We start from the raw sequence: 15828 nt of genomic DNA, 5'->3' as shown, positions 1-15828 counted from the left end.
CGGGTTCTGCTCGGGTCCTGTTCGGACCGCCTCGACTACGGTTGCGCCATGCGTTTCGGGGTGCTGGGTCCGCTGGACGTCCGGACCGAGGACGGCACGCCGGTCAAGGTGCCCGAGCGCAAGGTGCGACTGCTGCTCGCCGACCTGCTGGCCGACCGCGGCCGTCCCGTGTCGGCCCACCGGCTGGTCGCCGACCTGTGGGGCGACGACGGCCCCGGCAACCCGCTCCGGGCGCTGCACGCGAAGGTGTCGCAGCTGCGCCGGGCGCTGGAGGAGGCCGAGCCGGGCGGCCGTGACCTGGTCGAATCACGATCGCCCGGCTACCTGGTCCGCGCCGGCTCGGTGGACGCCGACGTGTTCGCGGAGTTGGTCGCGCGGGCACGTGCGGCCACCGACCCGGCGGCGCGGGTCGCGCTGCTGACCGACGCGCTGAACCTGTGGCGCGGTCCGGCGTTCGCGGACTTCGCCGACCTCGACTTCGCCCGGTCGGCGACCACCCGGCTCGAGGAGCAGCGGCTGGTCGCGCTGGAGGACCTGGCCCTGGCGCGGCTCGACCTCGGCGAGCACGCGGTCGTGGTGTCCGAGCTCGCGGACGTCGTCGCGCGGCACCCGTTGCGGGAACGCCTGCGCGAGATCCACCTGCGCGCGCTCTACCGGGCGGGACGGCAGCACGAGGCGCTGGCGGGCTACGACGACCTGCGCCACCGGTTGGCCGACGAGCTCGGCGTCGACCCGAGCCCCGAGCTGGCCGCGCTGCACCGCGCGATGCTGAACCAGGACCCCCGCCTCGCGCCCCCGGTCCGGCCGGGCACCAACCTGCCGAACCCGCTCACCGCGCTGGTCGGCCGGGAGCGGGACGTGGCCGAGGTGCGCCGGCTGCTGGCCGGGCACCGCCTGGTGACGTTGACCGGACCGGGCGGTGTCGGCAAGACGAGGCTCGCGGTGGAGACCGCCCGGCAGCTGGTGGACGGCTTCCCGGACGGCGTGTGGGTGGTCGAGGTGTCGGCGCCGTGCTCGCTGCCCGACGTGCTCACGGCGGCGCTGGGCATTCGCGACGACGGCACCTGGGGCGGTGAGCACGTCGACGCGGCCGACCGGCTGACGACGGCGTTGCGGGACAAGCGGCTGCTGCTCGTGCTCGACAACTGCGAGCAGCTGATCACGCAGGTGGCGGAGCTGACCGCGGCGGTGCTGCGGACCGCGCCGCACGTGCGCGTGCTGGCGACCAGCCAGGAGCCGCTGGCCGTGGCGGGCGAAGTGCGCCACGCCGTCGCGCCGCTCGCCGGATCCGCCGCGGTCGAGCTGTTCGTCGCCCGTGCCGGCGCGGCGGGCGGGTCCACCGCGGACCTCGCCGCGGTGGCCGCGATCTGCCGGCGGTTGGACGGCATCCCGTTGGCGTTGGAACTGGCCGCGACGAAGGTGCGCGCGTTGGGCGTGACCGGGGTGCTGGCCCGGCTGGACGACCGGTTCCGCGTGCTGGCGGGCGGGTACCGGGACGCACCGCCCCGGCAGCGGACACTGCGCGCGATGATCGACTGGAGCTGGGAGCTGCTGGACGACGCGTCGCGGGTCGTGCTGCGGAGGCTGGCCGTGCACCACGAGGGCTGCGCGTTGGAGGCGGCCGAGGCGGTGTGCGGCGGTGACGACGTCCTGGACGTGGTGGCCGGTCTGGTCGACCGGTCGCTGGTGGTCGTGGTGGAAGGCGTGGGCGGCAACCGGTACCGGCTGCTCGAGTCCCTGGCCGCGTACTGCGTGGAGCGGCTGGCCGAGGCGGGCGAGCTGGACGAGGTCCGCGCACGGCACGTCGAGTACTACACCGGCCTGGCCGAACAGGCCCGGCTGCGCGGGCCGGACCAGCACGAGTGGTTGCGGCGACTGGACGCGGAGTCGGCCAACCTGCGCGGCGCCCTGGACCACGCCGTGCGCCGAGGGCTGGTCTCGCCCGCGTTGCGGCTGGTGGACGCGCTGGCGTGGTACTGGGTGCTGCGCGGCAGGCTCGGCGAGGCGCGCCGTGCGTTCGAAGCCGCGCACGCGCTGGGCCGGACCGGCGCCACCACGGCCTGGCACACCGCGATCCGCATCCTGACCGGTGACGGCGCCGACCGCGCCGAGCGGATCGAGGCCGCGCTGCGGTCGTGCCCCGAACCCCACGCGGCCTGGTTCCTCGGCCACGCCCTGTGCGAGATCGGCGACATCGCCTCGGCGGAGGACCTGACCGACCGGGCGTTGACGGGCTTCGCCGCGACCGGCGACCGCTGGGGCACCGCGGCGGCGCTCGGCGACCGCGCGCTCCAGCGCTTCCTGCGCGGCGACCTGGCCGCGGCGGCACGGGAGGGCGAGCGCAGCGTCGTCCTCTTCCGCGACCTCGGCGACACGTGGGGCCAACTGCGCGGCACCAGGGTGCTCGCGGTGGTGGCCGAGGCGTTCGGCGACCACGACGAGGCGGCCGACCGGTTGCGCACGGGCCTCCGGCTCGCCGATCGGCTCGGGCTGTGGCCGGAGGTGTCCGACCTGACCTCGGGCCTCGGCCGCATCGCGCTGCTCGCCGGTGACCACGCGCGGGCGCGGGAGCACCACGAGCGGGCGATGCACCTGGCCGCGCAGCACGGTTTCCGGGCCGGTGAGGTCAACGCGCGGCTGGGCCTGGCGCTCGGCGCACGCCGTGAAGGCGAGCTCGACACCGCCGAGGAGCTGCTGAACGCCGTGCTCGACTGGCACGACGAGGTCGGGCTGACGAGCGCGAACGCGCTGGTGCTCGCCGAACTCGGCTTCGTCGCCGAACTGCGCGGAGACCCCGCAACGGCCGCCGCGCGGCACCGGGAGAGCTACGCGGTGGCCGCGGACACGGGTGACCCCCGTGCGCTGGCGTTGGCGCTGGAAGGTCTGGCCGGCGCCGCGGCACCGGCGGACGCCGCGGTCCTGCTCGGCGCGGCGGACGCGGCCAGGCGGTCACGCGGCGCTCCCCTGCCACCCGCCGAACGCGGCGACGTCGACCGCGTCACCGCGCGTGCCACCGGAGTGCTGGGGCCGGAGGCGTTCGCCGAGCGCTTCGCCCACGGCACGACCCTCACCCCGGCTCAGGCATGGACTTCGGTGGGCGCGAACGGAGAACTCGCGGTACCTGAGCGTTCGACACGCTAGGCCTGAGCGTTCGACACGCGGGACCTGAAGGTTCGACACGGCGGGTCTGAAGGTTCGACACGCGGTCAGGGTTGCTCGCCCGCGTCACGCTCGCGCAGGTACCGGGTGTGGTCGGCCTGCTGGTTCACGTCCACCGCGTACACGCGCTCGGCCACCCGGTGCGCCTCGGCCTCCAGCAGCTCGAGCTGCGTCACCAGCTCGTCGCCCGGGCTCGGCTCGCCGCCCGCCCGCTGCTTCACCGCGAACCACCACGGCAGGTTCAGGTACGTCTGCACGGACAGCGGCAGGTCGGTGCGCGCCAGCCGCACCACGGTGTGCCGCAGGTCCGGGTTGGCGGCCAACGCGTCGTGCCGTTCGAGGAGGTCGCCGAGCACCGCGCCGATCCGGCCGACGGCGGCGACGGCCGGCTCGGGCATCCGGGACGACTGCGCGCCCACCTCGCGCACCAGGCCGTCCAGCTCCGCGCGCAGCAGACCGGCCTCGGTGACCGCGTCCACCGGCACGAGCCGGACCTTCTCCGGCGGCGCGAGCAGCGCGCCGACGGCGTACAGCCCGGCCACCACGAGCGGCCACACCCCGCCGACCACGCCGCTCAGGTGCAGCAGCACGCCGATGAGACCGCCGACGCAGCCGACGAGGTTCTTGGTCGAGCCGAGGTAGCGGATCATTGGTAGCCGCGGATCTCCTGGAACACGTCGCCGAGGTCGGTGGCGCGCGCGTCGAACACCTCGCCGCCGGTCAGCTCGGCCACCTTGCCCAGCTCGTCGCTGCTGCCCTCGCCGAACAGCACGGTGAACACGGGCACGTGCCGCACCGCCGCGTGCGAGGAGTCGAACGACGCCATGAACTCGGCCAGGCCCGAGCCGTTCGCGTTCTCGCCGTCGGTCATCAGCACGATCGACGTGAACCGGTCGGGGTCCGCCGCGACCAGCGGTTCCATCAGGTCGTACGCGCGGTTCAAGCTGTCGTAGATGGCCGTGCCGCCGCCTTCGCGCAACCCTTCCGCGTAAGCCTTGATCTCCGCCAACTCGGCCTGCGGGTCCCCCTCGGGCAGGGTGAACGTCCGCGGTGTGCCCGGCGTGGTGTTGAACGGCAGCATGGTCACCTCCTCCCGGCTGCGGAACCGGCGGAAGCGGCCGGTGAGCGAACCGTCCGCGCCGGTCAGGCCGACCAGCGCGGACCGCAGCGCCTCGATCCGGTCACCGGCCATCGAGCCGGACGTGTCGAGCACGTACAGCGTGCGCGACGGACGCCGGATCTCGTTGAAGTAGGCCGAGAGCAGGGCGTCGACGGAGTCGCGCGCGGCCGGGAACGGCAGCTCGACCAGGTCGCGCACGGCGAACCGGGAGTCCAGCTCGACACCCGGCACGACCGGTCGCCGGTGCGTGGTCTCCATGACCTCGCGCTGCACGTCCGGCGTGCGCAGGTGGTCGGTGAGGCGTTGGTGCGCGTCACGCGCGGCGTCACCGGAGTCCGCCAGCAGGGTCAGCGGGTAGTCCGCGGTGACCACGCCGTCGGACGGGTAGACCAGCGTGAGCGGTTCGGGCAGGTTCCCGGCGGCGTTCATGGACAGCAGCACGGACTCGTAGTTGATCAGCCCGTCGACCCGCGTGCCGGGGTCCTGGCCCGCGGCCCGGCGCTGGTAGGCCTCCGACAGCCAGCCCGACGACCCGGCGGACAGCGACTGCGCGGCGAAGAAGCTCTTGAGCTGCGGCGTCACGGCCGCGATCTGGCCCGCGTCCACGGCGTTGCCCGCGCCCGCCAACGCGGACGCCACGCCCACCAGGGCGGAGAAGCCCGAGTTCGACGCGGACGGGTCGGTCATGCCGTAGCTGAACGCCTTCCGCCCGGCCTGCTCGGCGATCTCACCCCAGCCGACCCGCCGGTCGGCCCACCCCAGCCGCTGCGCCGACGACGTGGACAGGCCGAGCACCACCGGCGAACTCATGATCTTGACCTGGTTGCCGAGCCGTTTCGCGGCTTCCGGGATGCCCGCCGGGTAGCGGTTGGAGGAGAACCAGACGGCGTCGTACTTGCCGTCGACCTCGCCCTTCGCCAACGCCTCGGCGCCTTCCAGCGTGCCGGTGAAGGTGAACTTCACCTCGACGCCGGTGGCCTTGGCCGCCGCGTCCAGCACGGGCTGCATGTCGGTCAGCTCGCTGCCCGCGAGCACCCGCAACACCCCCGGTTCCGCCGGGCCCGCGGGCCGCGCCGGGTCGGGCTCGGCGTCGCCGGTGCACCCCGCGACCACCAGCACGGCGGCGAGCACGAACGCTGTTCTCATCGGTCCCCCTCGACCGCCGCCGCGTCGTGCGAACGGCGCAAGTGCTCTTCCGCGCGGCGGATCTCCCCCGACAGCGACTCGACCGTGGCGGCCATCGTGCGGACCGCGTCCGCCCGGTAGCCGTCGACCGCGTCGATCGCCGCGTAGATCCGGTCGAACGACGCGCGGATCGTCTCCACCGCCACGGCCGGGTCGCTGCTCGCACGGCGGATCTCCGCGCCCTGCAGGTCCAGCAGCTCGGTGTTGGCGCGGATCAGGCCGTCCGTGGTGGCCTGCAACGCGGCGACCTCGTCCAGCACGTCCCGCTGGCTGGCCAGGGCGCCGCTCACCAGCAGGGCGATCCGCAACGCGGCCACGGTCGTGGTGACCGCGCGTTCCACGCCCCGGATCAGCTCGTCGTTGTTGCGCCGCACCAGGTCCAGGGCCAGGTAGCCCTGCGCGCTCACGGCGAGCTGCGTCAGCAGGTCCTGGTGCCGTTGCCGGATCGGGTGCAGCACGTCCGCGCGCAGCGCCCGCGCCCGTCCGGGGTCGGCCAGGTCGAACACCTCGGCCTGCCGGTCGATCGCCGCGTCCACCGCCTCGGCGAACGCGGCGGCCTCGGCCAACTTGCCCATGGCCCGCCACAGCCGCTCGCGCTCGCCCTTGATGGCGGCGTTGTCCCGGCGCAGCACGTCCTGCCGGTTGCGCAGGTCCACGACCAGCGCGTTCACCGGCTCGCCCGCGGCGCGGTAGCGGTCGAGCGCCTTCTTGGCGGCGTTCGCGACGGGGAAGACCTTGAGCAGCTTGCGGCCGGTGATCGGCAGCTTCGCCGGGTCGAGCTCGGCGACGGTGCGGCGCAGGCCCGACAACGACGTGGTGACCTGGACCTGCGGCGAGTTGTCGCGCAGGGCGCGGGCCGAGCGGTCGAGCATCGCGCCCGCCACGCCCGCCGCGGCACGCATGTCCGCCTCGCCGACGGCGAGCACGTCGTCCAGCACGGCGGTGAACTCCGGGGACCGGACGTCCAGCTCCTGGAGGCGTTCGGCGAACCGCTCGGCCCGGCGGTCGACGTCCGCGCGCACGTCGTCGCCGAGCGCGATCAGGCCGGCCGCGCGTTCGACCGGGACCGGCGTCACGGGTTCCGGCGGCGTGAGGGTGAACTCGTCCATCACGCGGCGACCGCGTCGAGCAGGCGTTCCAGCGTCTCGAACGACGGCGGCTCGACCGCGTCCACCAGGTCCGCGGGCGCCTTGTCGCCCACCACGTCGGCGAACACCCGCGGGTCGGACGTGCGGAAGCCGAACGTGGCGGCGAGCCTGGCCAGCTCGGGATCGGTGCTCAGCAGCCGGCCGACCTGGTCGCCCTGGTCGGACAACGGGACCAGCGTGTGCTTGGAGTAGACCGTCGGCGCGAGGTAGAGCAGGCGCATGTCGGGGCGGATCGAGCCGTCGGCGCGCTGCACCCGGTCGAGGTACTGGGACTCGTAGATCAGCGCCAGCGGCGTCTTGCCCATGCCGGCCGCGAGGTAGTCCTCGAACGGGCCCTCGGTGCTGTTCTGCGTGTAGCCCTGGTCGCGGAAGAGCCGGGCGACGTCGGGCAGCACGGCCGCCTCCTGCTCCGGCGTGCCGACCACGGTGTTGCCGTTGGCCACGAACGACACGATGGACAGGTACATCGCGGCGGAGTTCGACTCGCCCGGGTTGGTCGTGGTGATGAGGACGTTCTTGCGGGCCGGGTAGGCGGTGTTGCCGGGCAGCTGGTCCCAGCGCGTGCCCGCCTTGGTCAGCTCCAGGTACTTGGCCACGTCGAGGACCTGGTAGTCGCCCGCACCCTTGGTCACGACGCCGGCCGCCTCGAGCAGCTTCACGATCGGCTCGAACGTCGCCACCGCCATGGGCGACTGGAACGGCGTGTGGGCGGCGGTCGTCTTGCGGTCGCGCTGGATCCGCTGCGCGGCGGGCGAGGACGACGGGAACGCGAACGCGTACTTGCCGAGGTCGACGGAGGTGGCGATCTGCCGTGAGCCCGCCGTGTCCACCTCGATCTTCAGACCGTGCTTCGCGAACGCGTCGACCACCCGCTGGTCGCTGAAGAAGGCCAGCTTCTCCGACCCGATGACCCCGCGCACGGTGGTCAACTCACCTCGGGCCCCGCCCTCCGCGTCATCCGAACGACCCCACACGACCACCGCGACTACCGCGGCCAACAACACCACGGCCAAGCCGATGGACAACCGGCGCTTCACTGGACCCGCTCACCCCCGTGTTCCCACGGCGATCATCTCTGCCGCTCGACTCGTTTGACGCGCGAAGCGGAGATCACGAGGCGAACGGTTGATGAACGGAGGGTGTCGATGTCGCGTACACCGCGGCGAACACGGTGACCGCGCACGCGGCGTACGCGGTCGTGCGCGCAGAGGTGAGCTCGGCCAGCGCCGGCCCGGCCAGCGCGCCCACGAACGTCGCCACCGCCTCACCCGTGAACATGACGGCGCCGACCCGGCCCAGCACTTCGGTCGGCGTCACCCGTTGCAGGGCGGTCTGCGTGACGACCAGCGCGGCCGAACCCGCCAGCCCGATCAGCACGGCGGCGGGCAGCGCGGAGATCAGCGACGCCGAGCTGAACAGCAGCACGAACCCCACTGAAGTGACCACCAAAGCACCGGCCAGCAACGGACCCGACCGCAGGCGGTCGACCAGGACTCGGCTCAGCGGCGCGCCGAGCAGGAACCCGACGCCCAGCCCGGACATCACCAACCCGACCGGTCCGTCGCCGCCCAACGCGGTGATCCCGAACGGGACCAGCAGCGCGCTGAGCGAGGCGTTGGCGGCCAGGAACACGGTGCTGACGACGAGGAGCGTCCTGGCCGTTCGCTGCGACCGCAGGAACGCGAGCCCTGCGCGGAGTTCATCGCCGACCCCGGAACCCTTGTCGCCGCCCGCGCGCCGGGACATCGACGCGATCAACCCGGCGGAGACCAGGTAACTCGCCACGTCCGCGAGCACCAGCGCGGGGAAGCCGATCACGCCCACGAGCGCGCCACCCAGCGGCGCCCCGACGAGCCGGGCCACGCCGTCGGTGACGGAGTTCAGGGCGTTGGCGCCGCTCAACACCGTGCCGGTGCCGACCACGACGGGCAGGTGCGCCTGCGCCGCCGGCCGGAACACCACCGTGCCCGTGCTCTCGACGACCAGCGCGACGTAGACGAGCCAGAGGTCGCCGGGATCGCGGGCGAACAGCAGCAGGGTGACGGCGGCGGCGCGCAGCACCTCGGCCGCGACCATCGCCCGCCGCCGGTCCCACCGGTCGACCAGCACCCCCGCGAACGGCCCCAGCAGCACGGGCGGCAGGAACTCCGCCGCCAGCGCCGCGCCGGCGGCCAACACCGAGCCGGTCAGGTGGAAGACGTGCGCGGGCACCGCGACCACGAGCAGCCAGGTGCCGAACACGCTCACCGTCCGCGCCGCCCAGAGCAGCCGGAAGTCCCGCACGCGCAGCGCAGCCATCACCCGCTGACTATCTCCAGAAGATAGTCATTGGGGGTAGTGTTCTGACAAGATTGGCCCGGTGGGACACGAACTGGGTCAACGGCTGCGAGCGCTGCGTGCCGCGGGCGGGCGCACGGTGGCCGCCGTCGCCGCCGACGCCGGCCTCTCGGTGCCGTACGTGGCGAACCTGGAGAACGGCCGGGGCAACCCGACCACCGACGCGCTCACCCGCCTGGCACGGGCGCTGGGCACGCGGCTGGCCATCGGGTTCGCCGACGACGACGAACCCGGGCCGCCGCCCGCCGAACTACCCGCCGCGCTGGTCCGCCTCGGCCGCACCACCAGGTTCCGCCGCGACGTCCGCGTCCTGGCCGAGGCGACCGGCCAGGACGCCGCCGAGCTCGCCGGGCGGCTGCTGGACGCGCTGGCCCGCCTGTCCGCCCTCACCGGCCGCGACCTCGCCGAGCGGGACTGGCTGCGGCTGCTCGACGCGCTGCTGCTCGTCGCCGTGCACCCCGACCCGGGCGAGGAGGCTCAGTAGGCCATGAACAGGATCTCGTCGCGCGAGTAGTCGTGGCCCGGGTGGTTCTCCTTGAGGTGCTGCTGGGTCTTCGTCACCAGGTCGTCCTCGTCCTGACCCGTGATGTGCTCGCCGCAGGGGCAGGTGATGTTCCGCTTCATCGCAATCCTCCGCTGGTGATCTCTCCCCATCGACTCTACTGAACGTGACGACGTTGTCGACCGTTCGAGTTCGGGGCCGCCACCGCACGGAGCACGGCCGCCACGAGCCGGTGGTTCTCCACCGCGCCACCGCCGCCACCGACGGCGAACCGGCGCCGGGTGTAGCTGTAGGCGATGCCGCTGGACGGGTCGGCGAACGCCTGCGCGCCCACCGCGCCGCTGTGCCCGAACGCGTCCGCGCCGAGCCCCGCGTACCGCACGCCCTGCGCCTCGAAACCGAGCAGGAAGTGGTCCCGCTCCCCCGTCACCAGGTCGACGCCGGTCGAGTGCGGCCGGGTGAACTCGGCCAGCACGGCCGGCCCGAGCAACGGCGGCCGGCCGTCCACCGGACCGATCGCCGCCGCGTACAGCCGGGCCAGGCCGCGCGCGTTGCCGACGCTGCCCGCCGACGCCTGCCCCAGCTCGCGCACGCGCCGCGTGTTGGCGAACGCGACCAGGTCCAACGGCGTGTTGAACGCGAGCGCGGTGAGCCCTTCGGGCGTCGGCGGCGGCGAGACCGCCGGCTGCACGGGCGCGTACCGGGGTTCGAGGTCCGCGGGCAGCCCGAGGTGGAAGTCCAGCCCGTACGGCGCCCGCACGCGCTCCTCGTACCACTCGCGCAACGTCCGCCCGGTCGCCCGGCGCACCACCTCGCCGGTCAGCGCGCCGATCGTCAGGGCGTGGTAGCCGTACCCGTCGGTGAAGGCCGGGCGCTCGCCGGCCAGCCGTGCGGCGAGCAGCCGGTCGTCGGCCAACTCCTCCGCGGCGAACCCGCCCGCCACGCCGACGAGCCCGGCCCGGTGCGCGAGCAGGTCCCGCAGCGTCAGCCGTTCCTTGCCGCCGGCGGCGAACTCGGGCCAGTACGACGCGACCGCGCGATCCAGGTCGAGCACGCCGTCCTGCACCAGCAGCGCCACCACGAGGTGCGCCGCGCCCTTGCCCGACGAGTACAGCGCGAGCAACGCGTCCTCCGCCAACCCGGACCAGAGGTCGACCACCTGCCGTCCGTGCCGGTAGACGGCCAACTGGGCGCCGAGACCGAGCTCGGCGGCCACGACCGCCGCGAACTCCTCGCGCACCTCCTCGAATCCGGGCGCGACGACACCCTCGACGGTCATCACGCCGTGGCGATCGCGCGGGCGAAGCGGACCACGCGCTCGGCCTGCACCCGTGCCGCCGCGCGCACGGTGTCGTCCACGGCCGCCGTGCCGCCCGCGTCGTGGTGGGACGTGCCGTACGGGTTGCCGTCGGCGAACTTGTCCGGGTGCGTGTAGCCGGGCGCGACCACGATGCCGCCGAAGTGGTGGAACGTGTTGGCCAGCGCCAGCAGCGTCGACTCGTGGCCGCCGTGCAGCGTGCCGGTCGACGTGAACCCGCTGTAGACCTTGTCCGCCAGCAGCCCCTGCTGCCAGACGCCGCCGAGCGTGTCGAGGAACTGCTTGAGCTGCGAGGCGACGTTGCCGAACCGGGTCGGCGTGCCCATGATCACCGCGTCGGCCCAGACCAGGTCGTCGGCGACGGCGACCGGGATGTCGGCGGTCGCGGAGTCGTTCGCGACCCACGCCGGGTTGGCGTCGATCGCGGCCCGCGGCGCGAGTTCGGCGACCTTGCGCAACCGGACCTCGGCGCCCGCCTTCTCCGCGGTCTCGGCCATCTCCTGCGCGATCTGGGCGATGTTGCCGGTGGCCGAGTAGTACACGATCGCGACCTTGACGCGGCTGTCCACGGTGGCACCCTCCTGCTGCTTGATCATGACTACGACGATATAGTCATACTTGGTGATCGTCAATAATGGTGACTATCACCATAGGTGACCAAAGGAGGGTCATGCGGCGAGGCGAACGCAAGCACACCGATCCCGACCTGGGCGTGCTCACCAGCCGGCTGCTGTTCGCCGTGCAGGAGGAGCTGTTCGACACCCTCGCCGAGGACGGCTACCCGGACCTGCGCCCGCAGCACGGCGCCGTGCTCGCCCACCTGGACGAGGAGGGCACCCGGGCCACCGACCTGTCCCGCCGGTCCGGCCAGCACAAGCAGGTCGTCGGCAAGGTGCTGGACGAGCTGGAGGCGCTGGGGTACGTCACCCGGCAGCCGGACCCGGACGACCGGCGCGCGAAGCTGGTCGTGCCCACCGAGCGGGGGCTGGCCCAGATGAGCCGGTCGGACGCGATCGTCGCCGCCATCGAGCGCCGCCACGCCGAACGCGTCGGCGAGGACGCGTTCGGCGAGTTCAAGCGGCTGTTCCGGCAGGTCGTGGAGGACCAGCGGTCCTGGCGCGACGGGTGAACTAGCGCCGGCGCAGCACGCGCGGGTCGGCGTCGAGGTCGTCGCCCAGGCGCAGGGTGATGAACTCGTTGTCGTCGGGCTTGCCGGGCGTGCGGCCCGACGACGACGGGAAGTTGTTGTCGTTGAGCACGCCGATCGTGCGGTCGTCCAGGATCACCACGTCCTCGATCGTGGTGAACGGGAAGGTGAACGTCGCGCCGAAACCGCCGAGCCCGCGCGGGTTGGCGATGTCGAGCAGGTCGGCCACCAGGGTCTTGTCCAGCGCGCCGTCCCGGTCGCGGTCGCGCTTGTCGACCAGGTAGACGCGCTTGACGCGGGCGTCGGCGCCCTGCGCCCCGTCCCGTTCGATCACCAGCAGGCGGTGGCGGTCGACCGTGACGGCGTCCCCGATCGCGTGCTCGGGCCGGTCCAGCCGGTAGGTCCAGCGGACGCCCGTGTACCGGCCGCGTTCGACGTCGAACTCGTTGAGCCGCAACGTGCCGGGCTCGTCGCCGGCGACCGCGCCCTCCAGCAGGGCGTCGAGCGTGCGGCCGTCGGCGGACAGCGCCAGGCCCTCGTAGCCCTTGCTGCCGCCCAGGTTCGGCGTGCCCGCCGGGTTCTCCGGCGCGAACACGCCCGGCAGCGGCACGGGTGGCGCGAGCAGCCGGCCCGCGCGGTCGAAGTGCAGCAGGTAGGGGCCGAACTCGTCGCCCATCCAGTACGTGCCGTCGCCCGCGCGGGTGATCGACTCGACGTCGAAGTCCGCGCCGGTCAGTACCCGGTCGGGCCGGGTGAGCGGGAACGGCACGTGGCCGTTCGGGTCGGTCAGCGTGATGCCGCCGAGCACGTCCACCGCGCCCGTGCCGAAGTCCGGCCCGATCCGGTGCACGCGGAGGTTGAAGTCCGCGCTGTTCGCCTTCGTGCCGTACCCGTTGTCCGACAGCACGTCGAAGGTGCCGTCGGCGTTGCGCAGCACACCGCTGAAGCCCTGCACCGGCTGGTCGGCGAACGGCGGCACGACCCCGTTGACGGGCGTGGTGCCCAGTGCCGCGCCGGACGGCTCGCTGCCCGGCACGAACGTCACGGCGGGCAGCGCGGCGAACCCGGTCAGCGTGGCGCGGCCGAAGTCGTGGCGGCCGGTCGGCGCGGCCGAGCCGGGCGCCGCCGCCGACGCCAGCACGAGCGCGGACAGGCCGATGACCAGCGGTCTCCTCATGAAGTGTTCCGTTCTGCCGTGGCACGCCCACCGGAGGCGCGCGGTGCGCGGCACGGTAGGCGGGCCAGGTGAACGGCTGGGGCGGTGACCCGGAGGTGGTCCCGCCGGCGTCGTTGCCGTGGGACCACCCCGGGCCGAGGCGTCAGCCCGCGTACGCCTCGAACTCGCCGAGCTGGGCGGCGGGCCAGCCCGTGTTGCCGGTGAACGTGAGCCGCAGGTAGCGGTGGTTCGCCGAGACCGGGATGCCCACTTGGTTGCCGGCCGCGGGGTCGAACCGGAACCCGGCCGACGCCACCAGTTGGCTGTAGTTCGTGCCATCCGTGCTGCCGGACACGCTCAGCGTCTGCGTGCGTGCGGCCCAGGCGGTGGCGGGCGGGAGCTTCAGCACGACCCGGTTCACCGCGATCCGGCTGCCCAGGTCGACGGTGAACGCCTGCGGGAACGCGTTGTTCGGGCTCTCCCAGTAGGTGTTCGCGTCACCGTCCACGGCGTTGCCGCCGGGGAAGCCGCCGTTGGCCGAGGCCTGGACCGGCTTGCCGCGCGCCACGTTGCCCTGAGGCGGCGGGGTGGTCGTCGTGGTGGCGGTCGACGCGTACGCCTCCAGTTCGGCCAGCTGCGCGGCGGGCCAGGCGGTGTTGCCGGTGAACGTCAGCCGCAGGTGGCGGTGGGTGCCGGAGACCGGGATGGTGACCTGGTTGCCGGACGCGGGGTCGAACCGGAACCCGGCGGAGGCGACGAGTGGGCTGTAGTTGGTGCCGTCCGTGCTGCCCGACACGGACAACGTCTGCGTGCGTGCCTCCCACGCGGTGGGCGGTGGGAGCTTCAGCACCAGGCGGCCGACGTTCTCCGACCGTCCCAGGTCGACGGTCAGCGACTGCGGGAACTGGTTGTTCGCGCTCTCCCAGTAGGTGTTCGCGTCACCGTCCACGGCGTTGCCGCCGGGGAAGCCGCCGGTCGCGGTGGAGGCGCTGACCGCCTTGCCCCTGGCCAGGTTACCGCCCGGCGGAACGGTCGTGGTGGTCGTCGTCGTGGTGGTAGTGGTGGTGCTGGTCGGCGGGTTGGTCGGATCGGTGTAGATCGGGTCCGGCCACGGGCCGCAGTACGACGGGCCGTCCCAGCCGGAGTTGCCCGCGCCCTTGGTGAGCTGGAACCCGTTCTCGCCGAGGCAGCTGTAGACGCCCGCCCGGCCGAGGCCGGTGGCGGTGACGTTGGTGAACGACGCCGAGCCGGGCGACTGGAGCTGGATGCCGAACGTGCCCGCGCCGTTGATGCGCACGCCGTCGAAGTGGACGTTCGTGATCGTGCCGCTGATGAACTGGATGGCCTCGTAGTTGCTGTCGACCAGGTCGGTGTCGGTGACGTCGATCCGGCCGTTCATCGCGCCGTCGCGGGCGTCGAACCACAGCGCGCCCACGCCGAACTGCCAGTTCGAGTCGAGCACGCCCGCGCGCAGCGTGGTGGGGACTTCACCCCGGACGTTGGACACGGGGTTATGCGGCGTGGGTCAGCGTAGCCGGTGTTGGTAGCAGGCTGTTCTCGTAGTCGATCGGGGACTGCTGTCTGAGGTGGGAGTGGCGTCGTCGGGTGTTGTAGCGGTGTGCCCAGCCGAACACTGCCAGGCGTGCTTCCCTTGCGTTGCCCCAACTCTGGGCACCTTGGAGGGTCTCGCGTTTGAAGGAGGCGTTGAGGCTTTCGGCGGCGGCGTTGTCCGCGGAGCTGCCGACCGCGCCCATGGACCGGGTCACTCCGGCGGCGCGACAGGCCTCGGCGAAGGCCTTGGCGCCGTATTGGGCTCCGTGGTCGCTGTGGAAGATCGCCCCGGCCAGGCTGCCGCGTGTGTGTTGGGCGGCGTGCAGGGCGTCGAGGACGAGGTCGGTGCGCATGTGGTCGGCGACGGACCAGCCGACCAGGCGGCGCGAGCACAGGTCCATCACCGTGGCCAGGTAGAGGAAGGTGCCGTCGGCGATGGGCAGGTAGGTGATGTCGCCGACGTAGCGGGTGTTGGGGGTGTCGGCGGTGAAGTCACGTTCGAGCAGGTCGAGAGCCTTCACCATGGCGGGGTCGGCGAGGGTGGTGCGGTGCCGACGACGCAGCCGCAGCCCTTCCAGGCCGACCTCGCGCATGACCCGGGCGACGCGCTTGTGATTGACGCGGTGTCCGGTGTCGTGCAGTTCGGCGGTGATCCGCGGGACGCCGTAGGTGCCGGCCGACCCGCGGTGGATTACCCGGATGCGGGCGGCCAGGCGGGCGTCGTCGGCAGCGCGAGCGGCTCGATCGGACGCGGTGGCCTTCCAGTGGTAGTAGCTGGACCGGGCGACGCCGATGACCTGGCACAACCGCTTCACGCCATGGTGGCGCTGATGATCATCAACGAACTGGAAGCGGTTCACCAGCGCGTCTCGCCCGCGAAATACCTGGCCGCCTTGCGCAGAATGTCGCGTTCTTCCTCCAGTTCGCGGACCCGCCTGCGCAGCGCGGCGTTCTCGTCCTCGTGCGAGCCCTGTGCCGCCGCGACGACCGGTGCCCTCCCGGTCGTCGCGGACGATTCGGAGCGCTGTACGTCGTCGAGCCGGATCCAGTTGCGCAGCGTCTCGTGGTTGACCCCAAGGTCCTGGGCCACCGATTTGATCGTCGCGCCGGGGCGGGACCGGTAGAGCGCGACCGCCTCGGCCCGGAACTCCGGCGGGTAATGCTTCATCACCATCTGAACGGGACTCCTGTCCACCCGAATCGTC

General features: G+C 73.0%; 14 protein-coding genes. 3 read left to right on the top strand and 11 right to left on the bottom strand.

Features of this window, described 5'->3' with window-relative positions; translation table 11 throughout:
• The first annotated feature begins 48 nt into the window (after positions 1-48).
• On the top strand, positions 49-3141 hold the full coding sequence (locus ADK67_RS21970; protein ID WP_053718358.1) for a BTAD domain-containing putative transcriptional regulator: 3093 nt from the start codon (positions 49-51) through the stop codon (positions 3139-3141).
• A gap of 65 nt (positions 3142-3206) precedes the next feature.
• Here the strand turns inward: ADK67_RS21970 and ADK67_RS21965 are convergent, their stop codons facing one another.
• The 5 genes from ADK67_RS21965 to ADK67_RS21945 form a co-directional block, all read right to left on the bottom strand.
• Entirely contained in the window at positions 3207-3809 is a 603-nt protein-coding gene (locus tag ADK67_RS21965) for a hypothetical protein (RefSeq protein ID WP_053718357.1), read from the bottom strand.
• Positions 3806-5425 (bottom strand): substrate-binding domain-containing protein, encoded by a 1620-nt coding sequence (locus tag ADK67_RS21960; RefSeq protein WP_053718356.1) that lies wholly within the window; start codon positions 5423-5425, stop codon positions 3806-3808. Before ADK67_RS21960 ends, ADK67_RS21965 begins: the two co-directional genes overlap by 4 nt.
• Positions 5422-6573: a toxic anion resistance protein gene (locus tag ADK67_RS21955; protein WP_053718355.1), complete on the bottom strand. Its 1152-nt coding sequence runs from the start codon at positions 6571-6573 to the stop codon at positions 5422-5424. The genes ADK67_RS21960 and ADK67_RS21955 overlap by 4 nt, the downstream gene beginning before the upstream one ends.
• On the bottom strand, positions 6573-7649 hold the full coding sequence (locus ADK67_RS21950) for a hypothetical protein (RefSeq protein ID WP_053718354.1): 1077 nt from the start codon (positions 7647-7649) through the stop codon (positions 6573-6575). The genes ADK67_RS21955 and ADK67_RS21950 overlap by 1 nt, the downstream gene beginning before the upstream one ends.
• A 73-nt stretch (positions 7650-7722) precedes the next feature.
• A complete protein-coding gene (locus ADK67_RS21945) occupies positions 7723-8910 on the bottom strand; it encodes an MFS transporter (protein ID WP_082403680.1) in 1188 nt (395 codons plus the stop codon).
• Between the two features lie 61 nt (positions 8911-8971).
• On the opposite strand from ADK67_RS21945, the gene ADK67_RS21940 reads away from it, so the two are divergent.
• Complete coding sequence (locus ADK67_RS21940) at positions 8972-9433, top strand: helix-turn-helix domain-containing protein (protein ID WP_053718353.1); 462 nt, start codon at positions 8972-8974, stop codon at positions 9431-9433.
• Here the strand turns inward: ADK67_RS21940 and ADK67_RS48280 are convergent.
• From ADK67_RS48280 to wrbA, 3 genes are read right to left on the bottom strand one after another with little or no spacing between them, the layout of a single operon-like run.
• Positions 9427-9573: a DUF1059 domain-containing protein gene (locus ADK67_RS48280; RefSeq protein ID WP_063797683.1), complete on the bottom strand. Its 147-nt coding sequence runs from the start codon at positions 9571-9573 to the stop codon at positions 9427-9429. The two genes, ADK67_RS21940 and ADK67_RS48280, sit on opposite strands and share 7 nt — an antisense overlap.
• Positions 9574-9608: 35 nt before the next feature.
• Positions 9609-10730 (bottom strand): serine hydrolase domain-containing protein, encoded by a 1122-nt coding sequence (locus ADK67_RS21935; protein WP_053718352.1) that lies wholly within the window; start codon positions 10728-10730, stop codon positions 9609-9611.
• Positions 10730-11365, bottom strand: a complete 636-nt coding sequence (gene wrbA / locus ADK67_RS21930) for an NAD(P)H:quinone oxidoreductase (protein ID WP_053718351.1) — start codon at positions 11363-11365, stop codon at positions 10730-10732. Before wrbA ends, ADK67_RS21935 begins: the two co-directional genes overlap by 1 nt.
• 74 nt (positions 11366-11439) lie before the next feature.
• On the opposite strand from wrbA, the gene ADK67_RS21925 reads away from it, so the two are divergent.
• The gene (locus tag ADK67_RS21925) at positions 11440-11898 is read left to right on the top strand and encodes a MarR family winged helix-turn-helix transcriptional regulator (protein ID WP_053718350.1); all 459 of its coding nucleotides are present in this window, start codon (positions 11440-11442) and stop codon (positions 11896-11898) included.
• A gap of 1 nt (position 11899) precedes the next feature.
• Here the strand turns inward: ADK67_RS21925 and ADK67_RS21920 are convergent, their stop codons facing one another.
• The 3 genes from ADK67_RS21920 to ADK67_RS21910 form a co-directional block, all read right to left on the bottom strand.
• Positions 11900-13093 carry an esterase-like activity of phytase family protein gene (locus tag ADK67_RS21920; protein WP_053718349.1) on the bottom strand — a complete coding sequence of 398 codons (1194 nt, stop codon included), beginning with the start codon at positions 13091-13093 and terminating at the stop codon, positions 11900-11902.
• A 142-nt stretch (positions 13094-13235) separates the two neighbouring features.
• Positions 13236-14579, bottom strand: a complete 1344-nt coding sequence (locus ADK67_RS53805) for a discoidin domain-containing protein (RefSeq protein WP_053718348.1) — start codon at positions 14577-14579, stop codon at positions 13236-13238.
• Between the two features lie 4 nt (positions 14580-14583).
• Positions 14584-15797, bottom strand: a protein-coding gene (locus ADK67_RS21910; protein ID WP_157620743.1) for an IS3 family transposase whose coding sequence is annotated in 2 segments (ribosomal slippage) — positions 14584-15500 and positions 15500-15797 — 1215 coding nt in all. Because the reading frame shifts where the segments join, the coding sequence is not laid out codon by codon here.
• Between the last annotated feature and the right edge of the window lie 31 nt (positions 15798-15828).

Source organism: Saccharothrix sp. NRRL B-16348 (genome assembly GCF_001280085.1).
In the GTDB taxonomy this organism is placed as follows: Bacteria; Actinomycetota; Actinomycetes; order Mycobacteriales; family Pseudonocardiaceae; genus Actinosynnema.
The sequence above is the reverse complement of the archived record's forward strand: the minus strand, read 5'-3'. Positions and strand labels throughout refer to the sequence as shown.

Bases quoted from the DNA above. Each gene is read 5' to 3' on its own strand.
- ADK67_RS21970 (WP_053718358.1), top strand. From the start codon at position 49: ATGCGTTTCGGGGTGCTGGGTCCGCTGGACGTCCGGACCGAGGACGGC.
- ADK67_RS21965 (WP_053718357.1), bottom strand. From the start codon at position 3,809: ATGATCCGCTACCTCGGCTCGACCAAGAACCTCGTCGGCTGCGTCGGC.
- ADK67_RS21960 (WP_053718356.1), bottom strand. From the start codon at position 5,425: ATGAGAACAGCGTTCGTGCTCGCCGCCGTGCTGGTGGTCGCGGGGTGC.
- ADK67_RS21955 (WP_053718355.1), bottom strand. From the start codon at position 6,573: ATGGACGAGTTCACCCTCACGCCGCCGGAACCCGTGACGCCGGTCCCG.
- ADK67_RS21945 (WP_082403680.1), bottom strand. From the start codon at position 8,910: ATGGCTGCGCTGCGCGTGCGGGACTTCCGGCTGCTCTGGGCGGCGCGG.
- ADK67_RS48280 (WP_063797683.1), bottom strand. From the start codon at position 9,573: ATGAAGCGGAACATCACCTGCCCCTGCGGCGAGCACATCACGGGTCAG.
- ADK67_RS21935 (WP_053718352.1), bottom strand. From the start codon at position 10,730: ATGACCGTCGAGGGTGTCGTCGCGCCCGGATTCGAGGAGGTGCGCGAG.
- wrbA (WP_053718351.1), bottom strand. From the start codon at position 11,365: ATGATCAAGCAGCAGGAGGGTGCCACCGTGGACAGCCGCGTCAAGGTC.
- ADK67_RS21925 (WP_053718350.1), top strand. From the start codon at position 11,440: ATGCGGCGAGGCGAACGCAAGCACACCGATCCCGACCTGGGCGTGCTC.
- ADK67_RS21920 (WP_053718349.1), bottom strand. From the start codon at position 13,093: ATGAGGAGACCGCTGGTCATCGGCCTGTCCGCGCTCGTGCTGGCGTCG.